The following is a 24895-nucleotide window of genomic DNA, read 5'->3' on the forward strand; positions in this document are numbered from 1 at the left end:
TTCAAGCTACTCGATAAGTGATGAGCACGACCCCGGTAATCACCAGCAAGATGCCTGCGGCAGTGGTCCAGTGAAAAGGTTCTCGGAAGATAACAACCGAAAATAAGGCGACAGTAGCCACTGCACCGGCAGTCAGCACTGGATGAGCGACGTTCAAAGGTAAGCGCCCCAGAGCGGCGGCATATAAAAGAAAAGCCCCTCCATAAAGACCAAGTCCCAACCAGAATGGCCAATTGGTCAGCGCAGACATAGGGTCGGAAATTGAGGGGAATTTACGGGGAGGCATCATGGCTAATTTTACTAAGACGCTTGCCGAAGCATTAGCTGCGATACCTAACAGCAAAATCAGCCATTTCATTGCGTAGCACCTTGGCGCTGATGATAGTATTGAATAGCGCAAGTAAGTGCGCGCTCGACAGAGTTGAGGTGCGGCTCTTCTTTAGTTGCAACCATCTCAATGGAGATCAGATGGTCTGGTAAAAATCTAGAAATGGCGCTAGCTATTGATTGATGATCTGTTTCGTGATCACCAAGAGGCAGTAGATCTGGCTCACTGGCATGGATATGCCCAATCAGACTCGCATCATTACCTAGTACTGCTGTGGCACTTTCGCCGTTAATTGTAATGGCACCAGTATCTAACTGCATCTTTATCGCTGGATGGTTAACTCTTTTCACAACGCGTGCTGTTTCTGCACTTGTAGTCATGAAGTTGGCACCATAGCAAGACGGGTTTGGTTCCAGGCAGATAATTACACCATGTTTCTGGGCTATATCACCTAGACTCGTGAAAAATGGCACGGCAATATTCATGACCTGTTCGTCGTCCAGTCCGGAACGGTCACGGTTTTTTGGAGAGCCAAATACTAGTCGTGTGGCGCCAAGTCCAGAGGCAATACGGCAGACGGCGTCAAGGTGGTTAAGTAACGCTTTTTGTGAGTCTGGCGTGCCAAATACATTCAAGCCTGTTGTTCCAAAAAGCAGAGCCTGCATGCCGGTGATTTCTATGCCCCGGTCGAACCACCACTGCTTGACCTTTGCAATCTCTTCGTCTTTGGCTGCAGTAGGATCGGGAAAATATTTGCCAGGGGCTATATCAATAGCGTCAATACTGTATCGATTCAACAGTTCTGCGATAGCAATGTCTTCAGATACATCCCAAGCGATATTTGAAATGCTGAGCCTCATGATTTGGCCCCCGACGCCAGCTTTAACGTCACCGCTTCTGACTGGGCGTAGGCTCGAATCGCCTGGATCGTTTCACGCGCGTTATATTGATGCCGGCCTTGCACGCCAAATACACTCGCATGACAAGTCTGCATGTCGTAGCGTCCGGGAGTGCTGGCCAGTTCTTGAGTAAAAGTCTTTCCAAACCCTTCAAGTGCGACATTCGCAACACTGATCGGGGCGGAGGTAAGATGAATCAAACGGAGATTTGCATGTAATGCTGTCTGGATGTCGTACCAGAGATTTACCATAGGATAAAATTGAAATACCCCACGACTTTCTATTGCGTGCAAATTATTGTCATTCAGGAAGTCAAAGACAACGTTCTTGCGTAGACCTGGCCCTACCAGCCCGGGTAGTCGAACAATCAGATGATTGGGGAAATGACCTTCCACAAACTTTTCGATTAGTCGGCGGTGCAGGCCATAAGCATGCAGTCCGCTCTCATCGATTGGTGTGGACTCATCTACTTCAACCGGGTTTTTAAAAACGTCGACAGTACTGATCAGAATGAAGGTTTTGCACTTGATTGTGCGAAGGTGTCCTATCAACGCCTCGATTTTCTTGCGATCTTCTTTAGGCTCGCGATTGGCAATCCACTTTTGAGCTGGCGCTCCTGCACAGACTATCGTATCGAATTTCTGACCTTCGATATCTTGAATGTTGGTCGAGCGGTAGAGTCGATCAAATTTTGCTTGCTTGAGAAGCGTGCTTCCTACGTATCCAGAAAATCCAACTAGTGCGTTTGTCATTATCACTCCTTCGAGCTCTTGAACTGTTCCGTGTCGAGCTTTTCAAGTACGTCGTAAATATTATCGATTTTCCCCCCAAGCACTGAATAGCAGCCCGGTAGCTCAGCGTGCTTCTCAAATAGAATGGGGCGGCCATCATCTCCTTCGTTTTTCGAGAGTACGGTCTTTACTTCAAATAATGAGTCAACATATTTGGAGTCAAGAATAGAAGGAAGATACCGCCCGACATCTCTCAACATACGGTCTACTCGAGTTTCCTGATCGTAGTCGTTCAATTTTTGATACGGATCAATTCCAGGCTCATCTTTCCAGCTGAAGTGAGGGGTGTATCGGACATGGGAAAGGGTGTGCAGATTCCGGGCGGGGAAGGGCATCATTGAAAAAAATGGCCCATCCATCACCGTTACGGCAATATTTTCCAGCACGCTCGGTACTTTTATAAGGGCCATTTCAGTAAGTTCATGCTTTAACCCATTTTTGGTGCTTGGGAAATCTCCATGAAGCTGGTTCAAACCACTGTAAGTACAGTTGAAAATGTAGTTGCATTCAAGTATGTCAATACTTTCATCATGATGCTTCGTCGTGACGCTCATGTGCTTTTCAGAAGTTCTATGTATGGCAACGGCATGTGATTGAAAGCGAACTTCAACGCCAAGTTGGTGCAACTCTTGTGTAGCCCAGTGAGAGAGCTTCGTGGTGTCGAAGGCATATTCCTTGGTAACGAAAACCTCTTCAATAAGGCGAGGTTCGAACAAAGATTTCAACTCGAGGTCCGCTGGCGTTATTTCTGCCCCTATCTCGTTGCAGAAGCGTTCGAACTGCTTGCCTGTAACCTTGGAGTTGCGACGCGCGATGGCGTACAGCTTGACGAAGTTCTGCTCAATGGCTTGCGGCCAGTCACGCGCAAACCGAGGTAAGTTGACCCGACTACGGAATGCTGTGGTAAAACTACGAGGGTAGTGGTAGCCATTGTGCACACGCGCCTGGTTATTGTATGAGGCACGAGTCAATAGGTTAGGTTCTTTCTCAAGTAAGACTATTCTGCGCAGTCCGCGTTGCTTTGCAAGATAGATGGCTATTGCCGAACCGTAGAATCCGCCACCAATTACTACGGCGTCTACCTTGTTTTCTCTCGTCGTCATGCGCTAACTCGCTCGGATGTACCAGAGTTATCAAGTGGCGGAAGATTTACCTCTTCGATATTTAGCTTTTCTCTACGGGTCATCCGAGTGCTGGTGAACTCTTGGGCGACATGATATATGGGACCCTCATTGCTAAGGCTTGCCATGTGTAGGATGTACTCGCCCAAAACTAATAGAACTAGCGAGATAAGAAAAAACATACCAGAGTGTTGCAGAGACATGCTGACCCAGCCTGGTGCCACGTCGGTCTTGAAAAGTCCAACGGCAACGACATACAGGGAATAAATTAAGTTAGCGGCTGCACCAAAAAGTGATAGAGATGTCACTAGTCTCATCGGTGCATGCGTAGTGGAAACCAACAAACGCATTCCCCGGTCAATGCTTTCACCAAGCCTTTTCATATTCTCTACAAGCGGTTTTGAACTGTATTCCATATTGATGCGCGAGAACCCACTTGTTGCAGGCAAATGCCGATAGGCAAGAGCGGGCTGTGGATGCTGAAGTATAAAATTGATCACTCGTTTACTAAGCAATCTATACTGTGGGGCGTCGTTGGCAAGATGTATGCCATTGAAGTGTTTGTACAGGTGGTTAAAGGCGGTGTAGGCTGCTCGATATGTATAAGCCTGGCGGGTCTTTTGTTTATTGTTCGCAAATACAACATCAACTCCGCAGAGCGCCTTATCAAGCATCTCAGGGAGAAAGGCGATGTCCTCTGTGAGAGGGTCGATGACTGCAACAAAATCACCTAGGGCATTCTCAAGGCCGACCCAGGACGCTGTGTCAGTATTAACTTCCTTGGTCAGTGCATACACTTGAAGGTTAGGGAGACCGGATTGACTTGTTAGGTCTTTTAGTGTGCTGATGCTGTCGTCGTCGGATGCATTGTCGACGATAATTAACTCGTAATCACTTACGAGTGATGCTAGTTGTAATTCTGCGTTTCGAAGAATACTTTCAAGTTGGGCGCTTTGATTGCGAACGATGTATACGACCGACAAAAAAGTAGGAAATAATGCCATTTTGGTGTCCCTCCCAAACCCGCGTCATGGCGAGAGTTAGCTTCATAGATAGGAAACCTAGATATTAAGCTGCTTGAGGAGGGGAGTCATCACCTGTGAGGTGATTTTATAGGTTCTAGGAGGTATTCCCGTCAATTTGGCTTAGGTGTATTGGAAGTTTTCCGGTTTATCCGCTCCGAGAGCTCTGCTCTTGTCGTTCTCTAGAGAATATGGCCGCAGGCGAGAATTTGCGGGCCTCTCACATTGCCTTATCTGAAAGCGAAGAAGAATAGAATGAGCACTCAGGCGCCATGGCTGGTGATCCCGCCGGCTTGAATTGGTTATCGAAGTGGTAGCGCGAGGCTGCTGTAAGTTGATCCTAATAACCTGTGTGATTCATTGTGATTTGGATCAGCGAAGCTCTGCCTTATCAAAATCAAGGCTGGCTGCGGGGTCAATTGTGCTGCCTTTAATGAAAACAGCCGTCACGAGGACGGCTGTTGGCTATTGCACGGCAAATCAGCGGCGGGTCAGCAGGACCCCGGATTCCATGTGGTGGGTCCAGGGGAACTGGTCGAACAGCGCGCAGCGGGTGATGCGGTGGGTGTCGTGCAACTGGGCGATGTTGGCCGCCAGAGTCTCCGGGTTGCAGGAGATGTACAGGATGTTGTCGAAGCGCCGGGTCAGTTCGCAGGTGTCCGGGTCCATGCCGGCCCGAGGCGGGTCGACGAACACGCTGCCGAATTCGTAGCTCTTCAGGTCCACGCCCTGCAGGCGGCGGAACGGACGAACTTCGTTCAAGGCTTCAGTCAGCTCCTCGGCGGACAGACGCACCAGGGTGACGTTATCCACAGCGTTTTCGCTGAGGTTGCTCAAGGCGGCATTCACCGAGGTCTTGCTGATCTCGGTGGCCAGCACCTTGCGCACCCGGGTGGCCAGGGGCAGGGTGAAGTTGCCATTGCCGCAGTACAGCTCCAGCAGGTCGTCCTGGCGCTCTCCCAGGGCTTCATAGGCCCAGTTGAGCATCTTCTGGTTCACCGTGCCGTTGGGCTGGGTGAAGGCGCCTTCGGGCTGGCGGTAGCTGAAGGTACGCCCGCCGACTTCGAGCTTTTCCACCACGTAGTCCTGGCCGATGACTTCGCGCTTGCCCTTGGAGCGACCGATCACGCTGACCTTGAGGTCGGCGGCCAATTGGCTTGCCGCCTTGTGCCAGTGCTCGTCCAGGGGGCGGTGGTAGCACAGGGTGATCATCGCGTCGCCGGCCAGGGTGGTGAGGAACTCCACCTGGAACAGCTTGTGGCTCAGGGGCGCGCTGGCTTGCCAGGCGGCCTTGAGCCGGGGCATCAACTGGTTGATGCGCTGGCTGGCGATGGGGAATTCCTCGATGAGGATCGGTGTGCGCTTGTCGTCCTGGGAGAACATCGCGTAGTGCCGTTCCCCGGCCTCGCGCCACAGGCGGAACTCTGCCCGCAGGCGGAAGTTCTGCAGGGGCGAGTCGAAGACCTGAGGCTCGGGCGCATCGAAGGGGGCCAGCAGGTCGCGCAAGCGCGCGACCTTGTCATTCAACTGGGTGGTGTAGCTTGCGGCGTCAAAAGTCATGCGGGGTAACCGAGCTTGATCACGAACAGGATCGACAGGATCACCAGGGGCGCGTTCAGCTCACGGGCACGGCCCGACAGCAGTTTGATCACGGTCCAGGCGATGAAGCCGAAGGCGATGCCGTTGGCGATGGAATAGGTGAACGGCATGGCCAGGGCGGTGACGACCACGGGAGCGGCGACGGTGATGTCTTCCCAGTCGATTTCTGCCAGGCCCGAGGTCATCAGCACGGCGACGAACAGCAGGGCCGGTGCGGTGGCGAAGGCGGGTACGCTGGCTGCCAGTGGCGAGAAGAACAGCGCCAGCAGGAACATGATCGCCACCACGATGGCGGTCAGGCCGGTGCGGCCGCCGGCGCTCACGCCCGCCGCGGATTCGATATAACTGGTGGTGGTCGAGGTGCCCAGCAGGGAGCCGGCCATGGCGGCGGTGCTGTCGGCGATCAGCGCCCGGCCCATTTTCGGCATGTGGCCGTCCTTGCCCATCAGGCCGGCGCGCTTGGCGACGCCGATCAGGGTGCCGGAGTTGTCGAACAGATCGACGAACAGGAAGGCGAAGATCACGCTGATCAGGCCGATATCCAGGGCGCCCTTGATGTCCAGTTGCAGGAAGGTCGGGGCCAGGGACGGTGGCATCGAGGTCACGCCGCCGAACGGGGTGACGCCCATGAGAATGGAGACGACGGTCACCGCGAGAATGCCGATCAGCACCGCGCCGCGCACTTTCAGGGCTTCCAGGGCCACGATCAGGGCAAAACCCAGGGCTGCGAGGATGGGGGCCGGTTTGCTCAGGTCGCCGAGGCCGACCAGGGTCGACTCGTTGCCCACGACGATCTGGGCGTTATGCAGAGCGATCAGCGCCAGGAACAGGCCGATACCGGCGGCAATGGCCGAGCGCAGGGGCAGGGGGATGCTGTTGATGATCCATTCGCGGATGCGGAAGATCGACAGCAGGAAGAACAGCACCGCCGAGATGAATACCGCACCCAGGGCCACCTGCCAGGTGTGGCCCATGTGCAGGACCACGGTGTAGGTGAAGAAGGCGTTCAGGCCCATGCCCGGTGCCAGGGCGATCGGGTAGTTGGCGATCAGGCCCATGACGGTGGAACCGATGGCCGCCGCCAGGCAGGTGGCAACGAAGATCGCGCCCTTGTCCATGCCCGTCTCGCCGAGAATGCTCGGGTTGACGAAAAGGATGTAGGCCATGGCCAGGAAGGTGGTCACGCCCGCAAGAATCTCGGTGCGCACGTTGGTGTTGTGTGCCTTGAGTTGAAACAGCCTTTCCAGCATGTCTGCTCCCCGTGGCGCCGCCGGGCGCCGTGAATGTATCGACTCCAACAGCAAAGCACAGACTTTATAAGGTGCCTGCGGATTTGCTCTGGGTCGGAAAAAGCCGCGCATCATACCAGCAGCGTGGGCCAATGGCTGCGATCGTCGGCGATGTTTTGCCGCGCTGGCAAGTAGCGCATACTGCGCCCTGGTTTTAGGGGGGATTTATGCGCAGCACAGTGAAAATGACAGCCCTGGCATTGTTCGGCGCGACAGCCTGCTGGCTGGCGGCCCCGGCCATGGCGCGCTCGGCCCCGCCGCTGAGCCGGGTGGAGATTCTCAAGGTGCTGTCACCTTCCTGCGGCCTGGAGGATGTCTCCGACGGCCGTGAACGGACCCAGTGCGATCACAACGGCCCGAACATCAAGGTCTACGTGCTGGAGATCGGCTACGGTCGCGAGCCCCATGTGACCCTGGACGGCTTCGAGGTCGATGGCACCCGTTCGCCGGTGTGCGAGGACGGCTCCAGCTATGTGCCCTGCGGCAACTCGGGGACTACCGTCGGCTATGTCTATGTCTTCGACCTGGCGGGCAAGCAGGAGGGCACCTTCAGCTTTCGCAACACCTCGCTCAACGCCCCGGGCAACAGCCTGGGCGCGCAGATCTACATCAAGTGACGGCGTCCTGAACGGCAGCCGGCAAAGCTGACTAAGCTCTAAAGACCTCCACGCGGAGTCATCCCCATGACCTTCAGAGCCCTGGTCACCCTTGCCGAAGGCATCGACGACCTGCAAAGCGTGACCCTGATCGACGTACTGCGCCGTGCCGAAGTCGAAGTGCTGGCCGCCAGCGTCGAAGGCCGGCGCATGCTCACCTGCGCCCGGGGCACCCGATTGACCGCCGACGCCATGCTGGTGGACGTGCTGGCCCAGCGCTTCGACCTGATCGTATTGCCCGGCGGCGCGGTGGGCGCCCAGCACCTGGCGGCCCATCAACCGCTGCAGCAACTGCTCAAGGATCAGGCCGCAGCGGGGCGCCTGTTCGCCGGCATCGCCGAAGCCCCGGCCCTGGCCTTGCAGGCGTATGGCGTGCTGCGCCAGCGGCGCATGACTTGCCTGCCCAGCGCCAGCCATCATCTGCTGGGCTGCACCTTTGTCGACCAGCCGGTGGTGGTGGATGGCAACTGCATCACCGCCCAGGGCTCCGCCGCGGCCCTGGCGTTTGCCCTGGCCCTGGTGGAAGCGCTGTGCGGTCGCGGCAAGCGCGCCAAGGTGGCTGGAGAGCTGCTGGTTTAGGGCTCAGCCAACATGGGCCACGATGGGCTCGATCACCGGTTGCAGTTCCTGCTCGGTGTGCCAGATGTCGTAATCGGCCTGTACCGCCAGCCAGACCTTGGCCTTGCCGATTCCGGCGCGCTCCAGCCTGACCGCCAGTTCCGCGCGGATTGGCGCATGGCCGTTCAACACCTTGGACAGGTGCGGGCGGGCGTAGCCGATATGCCGCGCGAGCTCCGTCACGCTGATGCCCAGTTCGGGCAAGATATCCAGGCGCAGGGTGTCACCGGGGTGGGGCGGGTTGTGGATGGGCATGATCCTGCCTCCTGTTCAGTGGTAGTCCAGATAATCCACCAGCTCGATATCCGAACCTACGAAACGAAAGATCACTCGCCAGTTGCCGGACACTACCAGGGACCAGTAGCCAAGCAGGTCGCCCCTGAGCGGGTGCAGCCGCCAGCCCGGCAGATTGAGGTCTGCCGGTTCGCTGGCGTGATCCATGAACGACAGCTGGCGGGCCAACCGGCGTGCATGCTCGGCCCGTATTCCACGAGTCGATCCGGTTTCATAGAAGGCGCGCAGGCCTTTGTGCTGAAAGGACTTGATCATGGGGTGCGAGTGTAAGGCGATACCTTACACGCTTCGTAGCGGTTTTGTATTGCAGAGAATGATCAATAACCTGTTACGAGGCCCCCCACGGGGCGTTTCTTTGTCGCAGCTCGGTTCGACAAGGAGTCGGGCACGGGGCTTGTGAACGGGTAACAAAGGCTAACCAGCCGCTTCTTGCACCGCCCGTCCCATCACCCCTATAGTTCGCGCCGTCGCTGCCAATTCAGCGGCCGGGTTTGGTCACCCGAAATTAGAAGGCGCACGCGCCACCCTGGTTTGCAGGCACTTTTTCGTGTCCGCACGCTTAATGGTGGGCTGTGCGCGGGACACCTTCGGGTGTGCCGGGTGCCTTCTTCCCGGTTGACCAACCTGTGCACAGTCCGCCACCCATCGTTTGGTCACGATTGGGGCGGTCATTCATAAAGAAGGATCTAATGATGAATACCCCGGAAACTGCTGCTCACTATGTGCCGCTTAAATCCAACATAAGCCGGCCAGGTGTGTTTTTTATCAACGCCAATGCCTCCCCTGAGGCGCTGCACGAAGCCGCCGAGCAACGCATGCGCACGGCTGCCAACCTGCTGGAAACCCTCTGCTGCCTGAATTTCAGCCACGGCGATGTGAAGGACATCCCGCACATCATCGACGTGCTCTATGTACTGACCCAGGATGGTTGCGACCTGCTGGAGGCGGCGAAATGGCGAGCCGCTGCTGAAGCTTAGCCCAGCCACTGAGGCTTGAACCTGGCCGCGCCAGCCCGGCGCGGCTTCAGGCCTTGGGTTGCTCGAGCCGTTCGATCATCCGATCGCGCTGGGCCAGGGTCGGGAACAGCTTGATCCAGACGCCGGTCACCAGCAGCGTGCCGACCCCGCCCAGCACCACCGCCGGCACCGTGCCGAACCAGTGGGCGGTCAGCCCGGATTCGAACTCCCCCAACTGATTCGAAGCGCCGATGAACAGGCCGTTCACCGCGCTGACCCGGCCGCGCATTTCGTCCGGGGTTTCCAGTTGCACGAAAGAGGCGCGGATCACCATGCTGATCATGTCCGCCGCCCCTAGCACCACCAGCACCGCCAGGGAAAACCAGAACGAGGTCGAGAGGCCGAAGGCGATGGTGGCCACGCCAAACACCCCGACCGCGGTGAACATCACCCGCCCGACCTTGCGCTCGACGCTAAAGCGCGCCAGCCACAGGGACATCAGCAAGGCCCCCACCGCTGGCGCCGAACGCAGCAGCCCCAGGCCCCAGGGGCCGGTGAGCAGGATGTCCTTGGCGAACACCGGCAGCAGCGCGGTGGCGCCACCCAGCAATACCGCGAACAGGTCCAGGGAGATGGCGCCGAGGATGTCCGGGCGGCTACGGATGAAGCGGATGCCCGCCAGCAGCGAATCGAGGGTGGCCTTGCCCTTGTTCAACGGGGTCTGCCGGGCCGGCAGGTTGAGCATCAGCAGGCAGGCGATCAGGTACAGGACCACGGTGGGGCCGTAGACCCAGACGCTGCCGAAGGCGTACAGCAACCCGCCCAGGGCCGGGGCGACGATGGTCGCCGACTGCTGCGCCGATTGCGCGGCGGCCACCGCCCGGGGAAACAGCGCCGCGGGCACGATGCTCGGCAGCAGGGCCTGGGTGGTGGGCATTTCGAAGGAGCGGGCGCCGCCGAGCAGGAAGGCCAGGATGAAGATCATTTCCCGGGTGACGCTGTCGGTCAGGCTGCCGACGGCCAGGGCCAGGGCGATCAGGGCTTGCAGCGACTGGCAGATGGCCGCCACCCGACGCCGGTCGTAGCGGTCGGCCACATGCCCGGTGTGCAGCATGAACAGCACCCGCGGGGCGAATTCCACCAGCCCCACCAAGCCCAGGTCCAGCACATTGCCGGTCAGTTGGTAGAGGTTCCAGCCAATGGCCACGGTGAGCATCTGGAAGCCGCTGGCGGTAAAGATCCGGGCCAGCCAGAACGCGATGAACGGACGATGGTGACGGAGCAGCAGAGGGTCTTGGCTGGGCATCGGGTGGTAGATCTGAGCGGGTAGTGCCACGAGATTATCACCAAGGTGTAACCAATAGTTGCGGCCCGGGGAAAAATCGTTAGCCGCGCATCTATCTTGTTTTTCGCTCGAACACCTGGTCGCGAACCCTGTAGCCGCTGCCGCAGGCTGCGAACGGCTCCGAAGGAGACGCCAGGATCTTGAATACGCCGCAGGTTCGACGGGAAGTTGCCAGCCAAGGCCCTGCGTACCGAACGCGGCCCGGCCTTTCGCAGCTTCGCAGGCTCAGCAGCGGTTACAGGCGTTTTGTGTGGGAAAAGCCGGGAAAACCCCGGGCTTGAGAGGGTGAGGCAAGCTGTCACGCGGCAAATAACCACAGAGTTGCATGGCGAAATTAGGACTACTCTTTCAACGTTGCTTGATCCAGATCAAAACCTTTTTGCAAAGGCTGATGTGGTGGCCCAAGTGCCAGACTCCCTGCGTAGCGATGGTTTAAAAAAGAACGAATCCGAATTCGCCGCACTCCATATCCGTGGGGGCAGTGGGTGCAGGCCTCTGGCCGGCAGCCGGTATTACCTGATAGAGGAAAGCTTATGTTCGGTTTAGAGGCTCTTGATCTCGCCCGAATTCAGTTCGCGTTCACCATCTCGTTCCATATCCTGTTCCCGGCGATCACCATCGGCCTGGCGAGCTACCTGGCGGTACTCGAAGGCCTCTGGCTGAAGACCCGCGACGACACTTACCGCGATCTCTACCACTTCTGGTCGAAGATCTTTGCCGTCAACTTCGGCATGGGCGTGGTCTCCGGCCTGGTGATGGCCTACCAGTTCGGCACCAACTGGAGCCGCTTCTCGGACTTTGCCGGGTCCGTCACCGGCCCCTTGCTCACCTATGAAGTGCTCACGGCCTTCTTCCTGGAAGCCGGTTTCCTCGGGGTGATGCTGTTCGGCTGGAACAAGGTCGGGCGCAAGCTGCACTTCTTCTCCACGGTGATGGTGGCCATCGGCACCCTGATCTCGACGTTCTGGATCCTCTCGTCCAACAGCTGGATGCAGACCCCCCAAGGCTATGAAATCGTCAACGGCCAGGTGATCCCGGTGGATTGGCTGGCGGTGATCTTCAACCCGTCATTCCCCTATCGCCTGGCGCACATGGCTGTAGCGGCGTTCGTCGCCACGGCGTTCTTCGTCGGTTCGTCCGCAGCCTGGCACTTGCTGCGCGGGCGGGACAACCCGGCCATTCGTCGCATGCTGTCGATGGCCATGTGGATGGCCCTGATCGTGGCGCCGGTGCAGGCGGTAATCGGCGACTTCCATGGCCTCAACACCCTCAAGCACCAGCCGGCGAAAATCGCCGCCATCGAAGGCCACTGGGAAAACGTCGGCAACGAGCCGACCCCGCTGATCCTCTTCGGCTGGCCGGACATGAAGGCCGAGAAAACCCGCTTCGCGGTGGAAATCCCTTACCTGGGCAGCCTGATCCTCACCCACTCGCTGGACAAGCAGGTGCCGGCGCTCAAGGAGTTCCCACCCGAGGACCGGCCCAACTCGACCATCGTCTTCTGGTCGTTCCGGATCATGGTCGGCCTGGGCATGCTGATGATCTTCACCGGCCTGTGGAGCCTCTGGCTGCGCAAGCGCGACACCCTCTACACCTCGCGCCCGTTCCTGTACCTGGCGTTGTGGATGGGCCCGTCCGGGTTGATCGCGATCCTGGCCGGCTGGTTCACCACCGAGATCGGCCGCCAGCCGTGGGTGGTCTATGGCCTGATGCGCACGGCGGATGCCTCTTCCGGCCACAGCTTTGTGCAGATGAGCATCACCCTGGCGCTGTTCGTGGTGGTGTACTTCTCGCTGTTCGGCGTGGGTATCGGCTACATGATGCGCCTGGTGCGCAAAGGCCCGGTTACCAACGAAGGTGCCGAAACCAGCCACGGTGGCCCCGGCCAGAAACGCACCCCGGCCCGTCCGCTGTCCGCAGCCGACGATGACCACGACGCCGACCACGGCACCCGCCTGAACAAGGGGAACTGAGTCATGGGTATTGATCTTCCGCTGCTCTGGGCCGTGATTATCATCTTCGGCATCATGATGTACGTGGTCATGGACGGCTTCGACCTGGGGATCGGGATTCTCTTCCCGTTCGTCAAGGACGACCGCGACCGTGACGTAATGATGAACACCGTCGCGCCTGTCTGGGACGGCAACGAAACCTGGCTGGTACTGGGGGGCGCGGCGTTGTTCGGCGCCTTCCCGCTGGCCTACTCGGTGGTGCTCTCGGCACTCTACCTGCCGCTGATCCTGATGCTGGTGGGCCTGATCTTCCGCGGCGTGGCCTTCGAGTTCCGCTTCAAGGCCAAGGAAGACAAGCGCCACATCTGGGACAAGGCCTTCATCGGCGGCTCGGTGGCGGCGACCTTCTTCCAGGGCGTGGCCCTGGGGGCATTCATCGATGGGCTGCCGGTGGTCAACCGCCAGTTCGCCGGCGGTTCCCTGGACTGGCTGACCCCCTTTACCCTGTTCTGCGGCCTGGCGCTGGTGGTGGCCTATGCCTTGCTCGGTTGCACCTGGCTGATCATGAAGACCGAAGGCAAGCTGCAACTGCAGATGCATGACCTGGCGCGGCCCCTGGCCTACGTGGTGCTGGCGGTGATCGGCGTCGTCAGCATCTGGACGCCCCTGGCCCACGCCGAGATTGCCGCGCGCTGGTTCACCCTGCCGAACCTGTTCTGGTTCCTGCCGGTGCCGATCCTGGTGCTGGTGACCATGTACGGCCTGCTCCGCGCCGTGGCCCGCAACGCCCACTACACGCCGTTCCTGCTGACCCTGGTGCTGATCTTCCTCGGCTACAGCGGCCTGGGCATCAGCCTGTGGCCGAACATAGTGCCACCGTCGATCTCCATCTGGGACGCCGCCGCGCCGCCGCAGAGCCAGGGCTTCATGCTGGTGGGCACCTTGTTCATCATCCCGTTCATCCTGGGTTATACCTTCTGGAGCTACTACGTGTTCCGCGGCAAGGTCACCCACGAAGACGGTTATCACTAGGTAGGAGCCGGCTTGCCGGCGAAGAGGCCTTCGCGCCTTGCGCCGAGCTTGCGGTCGCTTTCGCTGGCACGCCAGCTCCTACGGGAATCCGGGTTAGGCAGGAGTTGAGGTCATGAGCGGTAAACACTCTTTGCAGGAAATCGAACAGGCGGAAAAGAAGCCGCTGTGGCAGCGCCTGGGTTGGCTGGTAATGATCTGGGGTGGCAGTGTCCTGGCCCTGTTCGTGGTCGCCAGCCTGATGCGCATGTTCATGAATGCCGCAGGCCTGACCACCCACTGATCATCCCATCCCGTTGCCTTGCGGCTCGGTTTCAACCCTCCCTTGGTGGAGGGTTTTTTTTGCCTGTCGAAAAGGCCGCTGTGTTCTGGCGAGCCCTTACTTGCGGGCCTTGAGGATGACGAACTTGGGGGTTGCCGCCACTTGCTCGACGCCGCGGAACAGCCGCGCCAGCTTGCTGTGGTAGCCCAGGTGGCGGTTGCCGACGATGTACAGTGCGCCCCCTACCACCAGGGCCTCCCGGGCCTGCTGGAACATGCGCCAGGCGAGGAAGTCGCCCACCACCTGCTGCTGGTGGAACGGCGGGTTGCACAGCACCACCTCCAGGGATTGCGCTGCCTGTCCGGCCAGGCCGTCGCCGGCTCGCATTTGGGCTTCGCGCTCGCCCAGCACGGCCTGCCAGTTCTCCCGGGCCGATTGCACCGCCATGAAGGATTCGTCCACCAGGGTGTAATGGGCCTGGGGGTTGTCCAGGGCGCTGGCAATGGCCAGGACGCCGTTGCCGCAGCCCAGGTCCGCGACCCGGGCGCTGCCGAGGTTCTGCGGCAGGTGCGGGAGGAAGGCGCGGGTGCCGATGTCCAGGCCTTCGCGGCAGAACACGTTGGCGTGGTTGAGCAGCTCGATGGCCGGCTGTTCCAGGCGATAGCGGGTCGGGTAGGGCGACACGACGGGCTGCTTGTCTTGCGGCGTGGCAATCAGCAGCCGAGCCTTTTTCACCGCCAGCGAGGCCTGGACCGGGCCGATGTAGCGCTCCAGCAAATCACCGGCGGCGCGGGGCAGGTGCTTGACCATCGCCGCCGCCACCACCTGGGCGCCGGGGGCCAGTTGCCCTTGCAGGCGGATCAGTTGCTCTTCCAGCAGGGCCAGGGTCTTGGGGACGCGGATCAGCACCCGGTCGAAGGGGCCGGCCAGGGGCTCGCTGGCCGGCACCACGCGCACGGCGTCGAAGGGCAGGCCGTTGCGCACCAGGTTCTTTTCCAGGGCCAGGGCGCCCAGGTAGGAGTCGCCACTGCTGCTGACCTGGACCTTGCCCAGCAGGCTCGCGGCCAGGGCGCCGAAGCTGTCGTTGAGCACCAGCACCCGGGTGTCGCTGGCCGGTTGTTGTTCGGCCAGGTGATTGAGCAGGTATTCGTCCGCCGCGTCGAAGGCTTGCAGTGGCTCGTTCTGCTGTTCGGGCTGGCGGATCAGGTCGAGTTGGGCGAAGGAGCTTGCAAGCAGGGGCATGGGGCGGACTCTAGGTAATCGGTGAATGTCCCGGCGGTGGGGGCTGTCGAGCGCACGGGAACCCTCGGACAGCGGCAGTGCGGGCTGTTCGAAGCGGGGCTAAATGGTACGTTTTTTTGTCGCTGATTGCCCGCGCTCTATGCCACTACAAACCGCCGGTGTTTCTGCGCGGCGCTTTGCGGGACACTAGCGCATCGGTTTTGTGGAGCCTGTCATGACTGCCAGTGAAGAAAAGTACACCCGCCAGACCCTGCTCGAGGTCCAGCCCCTGACCTCCAGCCTGTTCACCCTGCGCACCACCCGGGATGCGGGGTTTCGCTTTCGTGCCGGGCAGTTCGCTCGCCTCGGGGTGACCAAGGCCGACGGCAGTACGGTGTGGCGCGCCTATTCCATGGTGTCATCGCCGTTCGATGAGTTTCTCGAGTTCTTTTCCATCGTGGTGCCCGGCGGCGAGTTCACCAGCGAGCTGAGCCGCCTGGAAGTGGGGGACAGCCTGCTGGTGGATCGCCAGGCCTTTGGCTACCTGACCCTGGACCGTTTCGTCGATGGTCGCGACCTCTGGTTGCTATCCACCGGCACCGGGATTGCGCCGTTCCTGTCGATCCTCCAGGACTTCGAGGTGTGGGAAAAATTCGAACGCATCATCCTGGTCTACAGCGTGCGCGAGGCCAAGGAGCTGGCCTATCAGCGCCTGCTGGCCGAGTTGCCCCAGCGCGAATACCTGGCGGAATTTGCCCACAAGCTGCAATTCATCAGCACCGTGACCCGCGAGCAGCATCCGGGCAGCCTCAACGGGCGCATCACCCAGTTGATCGAGAACGGTGAGCTGGAGCGTGCCGCCGGCGTGGAGCTGAGCCCCGAGCACTCCCGGGTGATGCTCTGCGGCAACCCGCAGATGATCGATGACACCCGCGCCCTGCTCAAGCAGCGGGGCATGAGCCTGAGCCTGACCCGGCGACCGGGGCAGGTGGCGGTGGAAAACTACTGGTAATGAAAACGGCGCCATCAGGGCGCCGTTGTCGTATTGCGGGATCAGCCTCAGGGCTTGTTGTTCTGAGCCTTGAGCAGATCGCGGATCTCCCCCAGCAGCTCTTCTTCCTTGGTCGGCACCGGCGGCAGCGTCGGGGCCACGGCCTCTTCGCGCTTGAGACGGTTGATCACCTTGACCCCCATGAAGATGGCGAAGGCAATGATCACGAAGTCGATGATGCTCTGGATGAACTTGCCGTACGCCAAGACCACTGCCGGCGTATCGCCCGCAGCCGCCTTGAGCGTGACCGCCAGATCCCCGAAGTTCACCCCACCGATCAGCAGGCCGATTGGCGGCATGACCACGTCGCCAACAAAGGACGAGACGATCTTGCCGAACGCGGCGCCGATGATGATACCGACGGCCATATCGACCACATTACCTTTGACCGCGAAGGCCTTGAATTCACTTAGCACGCCCATAGGTTATTCCTTGCTACAGATGAGGTTGGTTACGGCAGTGTAATTCAGCAAAAAGCATTTTGCCGAAACAACTTTTTACAGCTCGCGGGGTTATCGACCGATAAAAAGGCAAATAGTTTATTCAAAGTGCCATCAAATCGCGCGCGATATACCCCGCGCCCCACGATATAACCAGTACATTCTGTCAATCGAGCGGTTACGGCCTTTCTATTTATCTTTCAAATATTTAGTCACTAGCCTCTAGCAGGCGCATCGAGATGCGCCTTATATAACTAGAGGAATACAACATGACCGCTTCTCTTGGCCTTGGGAGTCTTTCCCAGCGACGCGTACTGGGCGTGCTTGCCGCCAGTATGCTTTCCCTTTCCGTACAGGCCGCCACGCTGACCCGCGACAACGGTGCGGCAGTGGGCGACAACCAGAATTCGCAGACTGCGGGCGCCACCGGCCCGGTGCTGTTGCAAGACGTGCAGTTGATTCAGAAACTCCAGCGGTTCGACCGCGAGCGCATTCCAGAGCGTGTGGTGCATGCCCGTGGCACGGGTGCCCACGGTACTTTCACGGTAACCGACAACCTCACGGACCTGACCCGTGCCAAGGTGTTTGCCGCCGGCGAAGTGACCCCGGTATTCGTGCGTTTCTCGGCGGTGGTGCATGGCAACCACTCCCCGGAAACCTTGCGCGATCCACGGGGCTTCGCCACCAAGTTCTATACCGCGGACGGTAACTGGGACCTGGTGGGCAACAACTTCCCGACCTTCTTCATTCGTGATGCCATCAAGTTCCCGGACATGGTGCATGCGTTCAAACCCGATCCGCGCACCAATCTCGACGATGACTCGCGGCGTTTCGACTTCTTCTCCCATGTTCCAGAAGCCACCCGTACTCTGACCGAGCTGTATTCCAACTCCGGCACTCCGGCCAGTTACCGGGAAATGGACGGTAATGGTGTGCATGCCTACAAGTTGATCAACGCCAAGGGCGAAGTGCACTACGTGAAGTTCCACTGGAAGAGCCTGCAGGGTCTGAAGAATCTCGACCCGAAACAAGTGGTGGAGGTACAGGGCCGCGATTACAGCCATATGACTAATGACTTGGTAACCCACATTAATAAAGGGGACTTTCCCAAGTGGGACTTGTATGTCCAGGTATTGAAACCCGAAGACCTGGCCAAGTTTGATTTCGACCCGCTGGACGCTACCAAGATCTGGCCCGGTGTGCCCGAGCGCAAAGTCGGGCAGATGGTGTTGAACCGCAATCCGGCCAACGTCTTCCAGGAAACCGAGCAAGTGGCCATGGCGCCGGCCAATCTGGTGCCGGGCATCGAACCGTCGGAAGACCGCCTGCTGCAAGGACGGGTGTTCTCCTATGCCGATACCCAGATGTACCGCATCGGCGCCAATGCCCTGCAACTGCCGATCAACGCGCCGAAGAACCCGGTGAACAACGGCAACCAGGACGGCGCGATGAACCTGGGCCACAGCAGCACGGGGGTCAACTACCAGCCAAGCCGCCTGATGCCACGCGAAGAGCCGCAGACCGCGCGCTACAGCCAGATGGCGCTGGCGGGCAGCACCCAGCAGGCGAAGATCCAGCGCGAGCAGAACTTCAAGCAGGCCGGTGACCTGTATCGCTCCTTCAGCAAGAAGGAACGCCAGGACCTGATCGACAGCTTCGGCGGCTCCCTGGCCACCACTGATGATGAGAGCAAGCACATCATGCTGTCGTTCCTTTACAAGGCCGACCCTGAATACGGCACTGGGGTGACCAAGGTGGCCAAGGGCGACCTGGCCCGAGTCAAGGCCCTGGCGGCGAAGTTGAGCGACTGATCGAGCGAGCCTTACCCGTCACGCCCGCCCGGGCGTGACGTCTTTTTCCGACAGAGGAGTCGCGCCATGCGTCTTTTTATAGCGCTGCTGTCAGTGGCCTGGTCGTTTGCCGCCTACGCGCAGCCTACGGCCGAAGCAGCGGCCGCCGCCGACCCGGTGGCGGTCAAGGTCCAGCTGGAAAACTACTATTTCGATGCCGCCCGCCGTGGCGATGTGGAAATGCTCGACACCTTTATCGCGGCCGGCTATTCCCTCGATACCCAGGATGAAAAGGGCTACACCGCGCTGATCCTCGCGGCCTATCACGGCCAGGGCCCGGCGGTGGAGCGCCTGCTGGCCGCTGGGGCCAACGCCTGCGCCCAGGACAAGCGTGGCAACACGGCCTTGATGGGGGCGATCTTCAAGGGCGAGGTGCAGATCGCCCGGCGCCTGCTGGCCGCCGATTGCAGTCCCGACCAGCGCAATGGCGCCGGGCAGACCGCCGCCATGTACGCCGGGTTGTTCAAGCGGGTCGAATTGCTTGACGCCCTGGCCGCCAAGGGCGCCGACCTGAATGCCGAGGATCCCCTGGGCAATAGCGCCACGCGCCTGGCCAGCGGGCAGATACGTACCGCCGCACCGCGCTGATCCGCGCCAGCTGAGCTATCATCGCGGTTTTTGCCGGGGGTTCAGATGGCCAAGGCCAAGCGCATGTACGGCTGCACCGAGTGCGGCTCCACCTTTCCCAAATGGGCCGGGCAGTGCGGTGAGTGCGGGGCCTGGAACACCCTGACCGAGACCATGATCGAAAGCGGCGGCGCGGCGGCACCTGCCGGGCGCACCGGCTGGGCCGGGCAGCAGGCGCAGATCAAGACCCTGGCGGAAGTCAGCGTCGAGGAAATCCCGCGTTTCTCCACCGCTTCCGGTGAACTCGATCGGGTGCTGGGCGGCGGCCTGGTGGACGGTTCGGTGGTGCTGATCGGTGGTGATCCGGGGATCGGCAAGTCGACCATCCTGCTGCAGACCCTGTGCAATATCGCCACGCGCATGCCGGCGCTGTATGTCACCGGTGAGGAATCCCAGCAGCAAGTGGCGATGCGCGCCCGGCGCCTGGGCCTGCCCCAGGACCAACTGCGGGTGATGACCGAGACTTGCATCGAAACCATCATCGCCACGGCCCGGGTAGAAAAACCCAAGGTCATGGTGATCGACTCGATCCAGACGATTTTCACCGAACAACTGCAGTCGGCCCCGGGCGGCGTGTCCCAGGTGCGCGAGAGCGCGGCCTTGCTGGTGCGCTACGCCAAGCAGAGCGGCACGGCGATCTTCCTCGTCGGCCACGTGACCAAGGAAGGCGCCCTGGCCGGGCCGCGGGTGCTGGAGCACATGGTGGACACCGTGCTGTATTTCGAAGGCGAATCCGACGGGCGCCTGCGCTTGCTGCGGGCGGTGAAGAACCGTTTCGGTGCGGTGAATGAGCTGGGTGTATTCGGCATGACTGACCGCGGATTGAAGGAAGTCTCCAATCCTTCGGCGATTTTCCTCACTCGTGCCCAGGAAGAGGTTCCGGGCAGCGTGGTGATGGCCACCTGGGAAGGCACCCGGCCGATGCTGGTGGAGGTCCAGGCGCTGGTGGATGACAGCCACTTGGCCAACCCGCGCCGGGTGACCCTGGGCCTGGACCAGAACCGCCTGGCCATGCTGCTGGCGGTGCTGCATCGCCATGGCGGCATCCCCACCCACGATCAGGATGTGTTCCTCAACGTGGTGGGCGGGGTCAAGGTGCTGGAAACCGCCTCCGACCTGGCGTTGATGGCCGCCGTGATGTCGAGCCTGCGCAACCGTCCGTTGCCCCATGACCTGCTGGTGTTTGGCGAAGTCGGCCTGTCGGGTGAGGTGCGCCCGGTGCCCAGCGGTCAGGAGCGCTTGAAGGAAGCGGCCAAGCACGGCTTCAAGCGAGCTATCGTGCCCAAGGGCAACGCGCCGAAAGAGGCGCCGCCGGGCTTGAAGATCATTGCCGTGACCCGCCTGGAGCAGGCGCTGGATGCACTTTTCGAGTAAGCATGCAGGTCTTTTTTGAAAGGAAGCAGGTGATATGGCCATGAGCGGATTCAGGGGGCGGGTGTTGGGTTGGGGGTTGCTGGGCTATTGCGGCCTGGCCCTGGCACAGCCGGCCGAGGTGCCGGAAGGCTATCGGATTGCCCAGCAGGTGCTGGTGGGCGACGGTTCGGTGCTGGAGGTGCTGGAGGATGTGCGCATCACCCCCCAGTTGCATGCCGATAGCTGGGGCAATGGCCTGGACGCCGACAGCTTTGCCGAGCCGGAGGGGGATCAGCCGAGCGCGCCGTTGGGAGCCCAGGCGCGCCTGGTGTCCGATAGCGGCGAGGTACTGGCGCAGAAGTCCCTGGGCTACCCGATGGCCACCGTGGAAAAGGCACCGCTGAACGGCCTGCCGTCCCCGGCGTTTTTCCTGACCATCGACCAGACCGCTCCCATGGGCAGCTACAGCGGCCCGGCCACCCAAGTGCTGATGCCGGAACAGAATCAGTTGGACCCGGTGCTGTGCCAGGGGGAGGGCGCGGAGAAGCAGCCACTGGTATTTGCCCAGACCGGCAAGGCGGCCTGGCAGATCGTACCGTCCGTTGGTGGCGGCACGGAAAGCATCCAGCAGGTGTCGTCCGCTTCATCGATGGAGAACGAAGAGTTCGTCACCACCTATCGCACCTTCCGTTATGCCGATGGCCAGTGGACTGTCGCCACGCGCCAGCAGGCGGGTTACTGGGACACGGAAAGCGAGTTTCCCGAGCCCGCGCTGTTTCCCTGAAAGGCCATTAGATATCGATCAAGGCCCCGAGCTCGCGCTCCAGCTCCTCGGGGTCTCCCAGGTTCAATTCGATCAGGCGCCTGAGGTGCTCGATGGACTCCAGGCCGATGTGCAGGCAGACGAAGCCCAGTTGGCCCTTATTGTCATGGGCCAGTTGTACGTCCATGCGCACATCCGCGTCGGAGCTCAGGTGAATGTCGGCCTCGAAGGGGCGCGCCGGGTCGCCCAGCCATGGGTCGGGGCGCTCGATCAGCAGGCCCTTCAGTGAAAGATCCAGCAGCCGTACCGGCCAGCGGTGGGTGCCTTGGCTGAGTTCGGTCCGGGCATCGAAGGCGATGCGTTTGAAGCGTCGGCGGTCGTCGTGTTGCTCGGTCATGGGCTGGCCCTCTGCATGGTGCCCTGAACTATAGACCCCGGTTCGCGCCTGTCGCTACAACCAGCGCCGGACCTTGCGGCAGTAGTCACGGTAGGGCTGGCCAAAGAGCTCCAGCAGTTGTCTCTCGTCCGGGCGGATTACCGTGCGGTTCATCAGGTACAGCAGCCCCGGCAGCAACAGCCAGGGCCACAGGTTGCCCAGCAGCAGGGCAATGGCGCAGTAGCCCAGGGTGTCGCCCAGGTTGATCGGGTTGCGCGAGATGGCGAAGGGGCCATCGCGGAGCAACTGGTCGGGCTGGTCGAAGTTGCTGGAGGTGGTGCGCTGTTGCCGGAAACGCCACATGGCCCAGAACGACAAGCCCTGCCCGAAGACGATCAGGATCACTGCCAGGCTGCGCACGCCGTTATTGACCGGCAGCGGCAAGGGCAGCCAGCCGCTGAGAAACAGCGCCAGGGTCAGGCACAGTAAATACAGGAGTGGCGGTGGCAATGGCGGTTGTTCGGGTGGCGTTGACATGGAGGTTCCTGCACCAGGGCTCAAGCGTGCGACTGTCGGCAAGTGCCCAGGGTTCCGGTTTTTTCCTGGCGGGCGCCGCTCAGGCAGATCGGGAGCAAGAAAAACCGCCCTCATAAGTTAAAAGAAGGCTCTAGACCAACGTGGGGGGTGGTCTTTAAGAGCAGTAGCGCTACACTCGAAACGCGGTTTTTCTATCCTCCTGGCTGGAATAAAAAAATGAAAAATAATAATAGCCTGTTGCGCCATGTTCCTTGGCTGCTGCTGGCAATCGTAGGAGCTTGCGCCCTTGGCGTAGTTGCATTGCGTCGCGGCGAGGCGATCAACGCCTTGTGGATTGTGGTCGCCGCCGTGGCCATCTATCTGGTGGCGTACCGGTATTACAGTCTGTTCATTGCCAACAACGTGATGCAGCTGGACCCGGGCCGGGCCACGCCCGCCGTGGTCAACAATGATGGTCTGGACTACGTCCCTACCAACAAGCACATCCTCTTCGGTCACCACTTCGCGGCCATTGCCGGCGCAGGCCCCCTGGTGGGCCCGGTGCTGGCGGCGCAGATGGGCTACCTGCCCGGCACCCTGTGGCTGATTGCCGGGGTGGTCCTGGCCGGTGCGGTGCAGGACTTCATGGTGCTGTTCCTGTCCACCCGGCGTAACGGCCGTTCCCTGGGCGACATGGTCCGTGAGGAAATGGGCCGTATCCCGGGGACCATCGCGCTGTTCGGCTGCTTCCTGATCATGATCATCATCCTCGCGGTGCTGGCGCTGATCGTGGTCAAGGCCCTGGCCGAGAGCCCGTGGGGCATCTTCACGGTGATGGCGACCATCCCGATCGCGGTGTTCATGGGCGTGTACATGCGCTACATCCGCCCGGGCCGCATTGGTGAGATCTCGTTGATCGGCGTGCTGCTGTTGCTCGGCTCCATCTGGCTGGGTGGCCAGGTGGCGGCGGATCCGGTGTGGGGCAAGATGTTCACCTTCACCGGCGTGCAGATCACCTGGATGCTGATCGGCTACGGTTTTGTCGCGGCAGTACTGCCGGTGTGGCTGATCCTGGCACCGCGGGACTACCTGTCGACCTTCCTCAAGATCGGCACCATCATCGCTCTGGCGATCGGCATCCTGATCACCATGCCCGAGCTGAAGATGCCGGCCCTGACCCAGTTCACCGACGGCACCGGCCCGGTATGGAAAGGCGGCCTTTTCCCCTTCCTGTTCATCACCATCGCCTGTGGCGCGGTCTCCGGCTTCCATGCGCTGATCTCCTCGGGCACCACGCCCAAACTGCTGGATAACGAAGCCAACGCCCGCTACATCGGCTACGGCGGCATGCTCATGGAGTCCTTCGTGGCGATCATGGCCATGGTCGCGGCCTCGGTGATCGAGCCGGGCGTGTACTTCGCCATGAACAGTCCGGCGGCCATCGTCGGCGGCGACGTGGTGGCGGTAGCCCAGACTGTCAGCAGCTGGGGCTTTGCGATCAGCCCGGACCAACTGCAGGCGGTGGCCAAGGACATCGGTGAAAACACCATCCTGGCCCGTGCCGGCGGCGCGCCGACCCTGGCAGTGGGGATCGCGCAGATCCTCCACCATGTATTGCCGGGTGAGAACACCATGGCCTTCTGGTACCACTTCGCGATCCTGTTCGAAGCCCTGTTCATCCTCACTGCGGTGGACGCCGGTACCCGTGCCGGGCGCTTCATGCTCCAGGACCTGCTGGGTTCCTTCGTTCCGGCGCTGAAACGCACCGAGTCGTGGACCGCCAACCTGATTGCCACCGCAGGCTGCGTGGCGCTCTGGGGCTACCTGCTGTACCAGGGCGTGATCGATCCTCTGGGCGGCATCAACACCCTGTGGCCGCTGTTCGGCATCTCCAACCAGATGCTGGCCGGTATCGCCCTGATGCTGGGTACCGTGGTGCTGATCAAGATGAAGCGCCAGCGCTACATCTGGGTCACCCTGCTGCCGGCTGTGTGGCTGCTGATCTGCACCACCACCGCAGGCTTCATCAAGCTGTTCGACGCCAACCCGGCGATCGGCTTCCTGTCGCTGGCGAAGAAATACAGCGATGCAATGGCCAACGGCCAGATCATCGCTCCGGCCAAGGACATCACGCAGATGCAGCACGTGATCTTCAACGCCTACACCAACGCGACCCTGACAGCCCTGTTCCTGCTGGTGGTGTTCAGCATCCTGTTCTACGCGCTCAAGGTCGGCATCGCCGCCTGGGGCAGCAAGGAGCGTACGGATAAAGAATCGCCCTATCAGGCCGTGCCGGACGCGTAACTCGAGGATTGCAACGATGTTCAATGACCTGAGTCGCCTCGGTAAATACCTCGGTCAGGCCGCGCGCCTGATGGTCGGCATGCCCGACTACGACAACTACGTCGAGCATATGCAAACCAAGCACCCGGACAAGCCGGTGATGTCGTACGAGGCGTTCTTCCGGGAACGCCAGGAGGCGCGATACGGCGGCAAGGGCGGTCCGAAGTGCTGTTGAAACACAGCGTTTGAGCTAC

General features: G+C 60.5%; 27 protein-coding genes. 13 read left to right on the top strand and 14 right to left on the bottom strand.

Features of this window, described 5'->3' with window-relative positions:
• Position 1 precedes the first annotated feature (1 nt).
• The 7 genes from BM382_RS29970 to BM382_RS30000 all read right to left on the bottom strand — a co-directional run bounded on the left by BM382_RS29970 (position 2) and on the right by BM382_RS30000 (position 7010).
• A complete protein-coding gene (locus tag BM382_RS29970; RefSeq protein ID WP_072444979.1) occupies positions 2 to 358 on the bottom strand; it encodes a DMT family transporter in 357 nt (118 codons plus the stop codon).
• Positions 355 to 1188, bottom strand: a complete 834-nt coding sequence (locus tag BM382_RS29975; protein ID WP_072444981.1) for a sugar phosphate isomerase/epimerase family protein — start codon at positions 1186 to 1188, stop codon at positions 355 to 357. Before BM382_RS29975 ends, BM382_RS29970 begins: the two co-directional genes overlap by 4 nt.
• Complete coding sequence (locus BM382_RS29980) at positions 1185 to 1979, bottom strand: NAD-dependent epimerase/dehydratase family protein (protein WP_072444983.1); 795 nt, start codon at positions 1977 to 1979, stop codon at positions 1185 to 1187. The genes BM382_RS29975 and BM382_RS29980 overlap by 4 nt, the downstream gene beginning before the upstream one ends.
• 2 nt (positions 1980 to 1981) lie before the next feature.
• Positions 1982 to 3121, bottom strand: coding sequence for an FAD-dependent oxidoreductase (locus BM382_RS29985; RefSeq protein WP_072444985.1), 1140 nt, complete (start codon positions 3119 to 3121; stop codon positions 1982 to 1984).
• Complete coding sequence (locus BM382_RS29990; RefSeq protein WP_072444987.1) at positions 3118 to 4143, bottom strand: glycosyltransferase; 1026 nt, start codon at positions 4141 to 4143, stop codon at positions 3118 to 3120. The genes BM382_RS29985 and BM382_RS29990 overlap by 4 nt, the downstream gene beginning before the upstream one ends.
• A gap of 498 nt (positions 4144 to 4641) precedes the next feature.
• Positions 4642 to 5721 carry a tRNA (uridine(54)-C5)-methyltransferase TrmA gene (gene trmA / locus BM382_RS29995; protein ID WP_011063596.1) on the bottom strand — a complete coding sequence of 360 codons (1080 nt, stop codon included), beginning with the start codon at positions 5719 to 5721 and terminating at the stop codon, positions 4642 to 4644.
• On the bottom strand, positions 5718 to 7010 hold the full coding sequence (locus tag BM382_RS30000) for an NCS2 family permease (protein ID WP_015637118.1): 1293 nt from the start codon (positions 7008 to 7010) through the stop codon (positions 5718 to 5720). Before BM382_RS30000 ends, trmA begins: the two co-directional genes overlap by 4 nt.
• Before the next feature lie 206 nt (positions 7011 to 7216).
• On the opposite strand from BM382_RS30000, the gene BM382_RS30005 reads away from it, so the two are divergent.
• Both BM382_RS30005 and BM382_RS30010 read left to right on the top strand, forming a co-directional pair.
• Positions 7217 to 7666 carry a DUF4879 domain-containing protein gene (locus BM382_RS30005; protein ID WP_072444989.1) on the top strand — a complete coding sequence of 150 codons (450 nt, stop codon included), beginning with the start codon at positions 7217 to 7219 and terminating at the stop codon, positions 7664 to 7666.
• A 66-nt stretch (positions 7667 to 7732) separates the two neighbouring features.
• Positions 7733 to 8284, top strand: a complete 552-nt coding sequence (locus tag BM382_RS30010; RefSeq protein ID WP_065363647.1) for a DJ-1 family glyoxalase III — start codon at positions 7733 to 7735, stop codon at positions 8282 to 8284.
• A 3-nt stretch (positions 8285 to 8287) separates the two neighbouring features.
• Here the strand turns inward: BM382_RS30010 and BM382_RS30015 are convergent, their stop codons facing one another.
• Positions 8288 to 8578 (bottom strand): HigA family addiction module antitoxin, encoded by a 291-nt coding sequence (locus BM382_RS30015; protein WP_072444991.1) that lies wholly within the window; start codon positions 8576 to 8578, stop codon positions 8288 to 8290.
• 15 nt (positions 8579 to 8593) lie between these two features.
• Complete coding sequence (locus BM382_RS30020; protein WP_011063591.1) at positions 8594 to 8872, bottom strand: type II toxin-antitoxin system RelE/ParE family toxin; 279 nt, start codon at positions 8870 to 8872, stop codon at positions 8594 to 8596.
• A 437-nt stretch (positions 8873 to 9309) separates the two neighbouring features.
• On the opposite strand from BM382_RS30020, the gene BM382_RS30025 reads away from it, so the two are divergent.
• Positions 9310 to 9594, top strand: a complete 285-nt coding sequence (locus tag BM382_RS30025; protein ID WP_041774485.1) for a hypothetical protein — start codon at positions 9310 to 9312, stop codon at positions 9592 to 9594.
• Positions 9595 to 9640: 46 nt separating this feature from the next.
• On the opposite strand, the gene BM382_RS30030 is transcribed toward BM382_RS30025, so the two are convergent.
• Positions 9641 to 10879, bottom strand: coding sequence for an MFS transporter (locus BM382_RS30030; protein WP_015637113.1), 1239 nt, complete (start codon positions 10877 to 10879; stop codon positions 9641 to 9643).
• Positions 10880 to 11451: 572 nt separating this feature from the next.
• Between BM382_RS30030 and BM382_RS30035 the strand changes: the two genes are divergently transcribed.
• From BM382_RS30035 to BM382_RS30045, 3 genes are all read left to right on the top strand, one after another.
• Positions 11452 to 12891, top strand: coding sequence for a cytochrome ubiquinol oxidase subunit I (locus tag BM382_RS30035; protein WP_011063588.1), 1440 nt, complete (start codon positions 11452 to 11454; stop codon positions 12889 to 12891).
• Between the two features lie 3 nt (positions 12892 to 12894).
• Entirely contained in the window at positions 12895 to 13902 is a 1008-nt protein-coding gene (cydB, locus tag BM382_RS30040; RefSeq protein WP_011063587.1) for a cytochrome d ubiquinol oxidase subunit II, read from the top strand.
• A 112-nt stretch (positions 13903 to 14014) separates the two neighbouring features.
• Positions 14015 to 14182 carry a DUF2474 domain-containing protein gene (locus BM382_RS30045; RefSeq protein WP_011063586.1) on the top strand — a complete coding sequence of 56 codons (168 nt, stop codon included), beginning with the start codon at positions 14015 to 14017 and terminating at the stop codon, positions 14180 to 14182.
• A 96-nt stretch (positions 14183 to 14278) separates the two neighbouring features.
• Here the strand turns inward: BM382_RS30045 and BM382_RS30050 are convergent, their stop codons facing one another.
• The gene (locus BM382_RS30050) at positions 14279 to 15403 is read right to left on the bottom strand and encodes a methyltransferase (protein ID WP_072444993.1); all 1125 of its coding nucleotides are present in this window, start codon (positions 15401 to 15403) and stop codon (positions 14279 to 14281) included.
• Between the two features lie 214 nt (positions 15404 to 15617).
• On the opposite strand from BM382_RS30050, the gene BM382_RS30055 reads away from it, so the two are divergent.
• Positions 15618 to 16394: a ferredoxin--NADP reductase gene (locus BM382_RS30055; RefSeq protein WP_019095097.1), complete on the top strand. Its 777-nt coding sequence runs from the start codon at positions 15618 to 15620 to the stop codon at positions 16392 to 16394.
• Between the two features lie 47 nt (positions 16395 to 16441).
• On the opposite strand, the gene mscL is transcribed toward BM382_RS30055, so the two are convergent.
• On the bottom strand, positions 16442 to 16855 hold the full coding sequence (mscL, locus tag BM382_RS30060) for a large-conductance mechanosensitive channel protein MscL (protein ID WP_011063583.1): 414 nt from the start codon (positions 16853 to 16855) through the stop codon (positions 16442 to 16444).
• Positions 16856 to 17142: 287 nt separating this feature from the next.
• On the opposite strand from mscL, the gene katB reads away from it, so the two are divergent.
• The 4 genes from katB (at position 17143) to BM382_RS30080 (ending at position 21487) form a co-directional block, all read left to right on the top strand.
• Complete coding sequence (gene katB, locus BM382_RS30065) at positions 17143 to 18684, top strand: catalase KatB (RefSeq protein ID WP_053160119.1); 1542 nt, start codon at positions 17143 to 17145, stop codon at positions 18682 to 18684.
• A gap of 66 nt (positions 18685 to 18750) precedes the next feature.
• On the top strand, positions 18751 to 19311 hold the full coding sequence (locus BM382_RS30070; protein ID WP_015637109.1) for an ankyrin repeat domain-containing protein: 561 nt from the start codon (positions 18751 to 18753) through the stop codon (positions 19309 to 19311).
• Positions 19312 to 19356: 45 nt separating this feature from the next.
• Positions 19357 to 20724 (top strand): DNA repair protein RadA, encoded by a 1368-nt coding sequence (gene radA, locus BM382_RS30075; protein ID WP_011063580.1) that lies wholly within the window; start codon positions 19357 to 19359, stop codon positions 20722 to 20724.
• 40 nt (positions 20725 to 20764) lie between these two features.
• Complete coding sequence (locus tag BM382_RS30080; RefSeq protein ID WP_011063579.1) at positions 20765 to 21487, top strand: hypothetical protein; 723 nt, start codon at positions 20765 to 20767, stop codon at positions 21485 to 21487.
• Positions 21488 to 21494: 7 nt separating this feature from the next.
• Here the strand turns inward: BM382_RS30080 and BM382_RS30085 are convergent, their stop codons facing one another.
• Together BM382_RS30085 and BM382_RS30090 are read right to left on the bottom strand one after the other, a co-directional pair.
• Complete coding sequence (locus tag BM382_RS30085; RefSeq protein ID WP_011063578.1) at positions 21495 to 21863, bottom strand: PilZ domain-containing protein; 369 nt, start codon at positions 21861 to 21863, stop codon at positions 21495 to 21497.
• 54 nt (positions 21864 to 21917) lie between these two features.
• Complete coding sequence (locus BM382_RS30090) at positions 21918 to 22379, bottom strand: methyltransferase family protein (RefSeq protein WP_015637107.1); 462 nt, start codon at positions 22377 to 22379, stop codon at positions 21918 to 21920.
• A 216-nt stretch (positions 22380 to 22595) separates the two neighbouring features.
• Between BM382_RS30090 and BM382_RS30095 the strand changes: the two genes are divergently transcribed.
• Together BM382_RS30095 and BM382_RS30100 are read left to right on the top strand one after the other, a co-directional pair.
• Entirely contained in the window at positions 22596 to 24662 is a 2067-nt protein-coding gene (locus BM382_RS30095; RefSeq protein WP_011063576.1) for a carbon starvation CstA family protein, read from the top strand.
• Positions 24663 to 24678: 16 nt separating this feature from the next.
• Positions 24679 to 24876, top strand: a complete 198-nt coding sequence (locus tag BM382_RS30100; RefSeq protein WP_007937254.1) for a YbdD/YjiX family protein — start codon at positions 24679 to 24681, stop codon at positions 24874 to 24876.
• The last annotated feature ends 19 nt before the right edge of the window (positions 24877 to 24895 follow it).

Origin of the sequence: Pseudomonas sp. NFPP25, from assembly GCF_900116505.1 — a bacterium.
GTDB classification, from domain to species: Bacteria; Pseudomonadota; Gammaproteobacteria; order Pseudomonadales; family Pseudomonadaceae; genus Aquipseudomonas; species Aquipseudomonas protegens.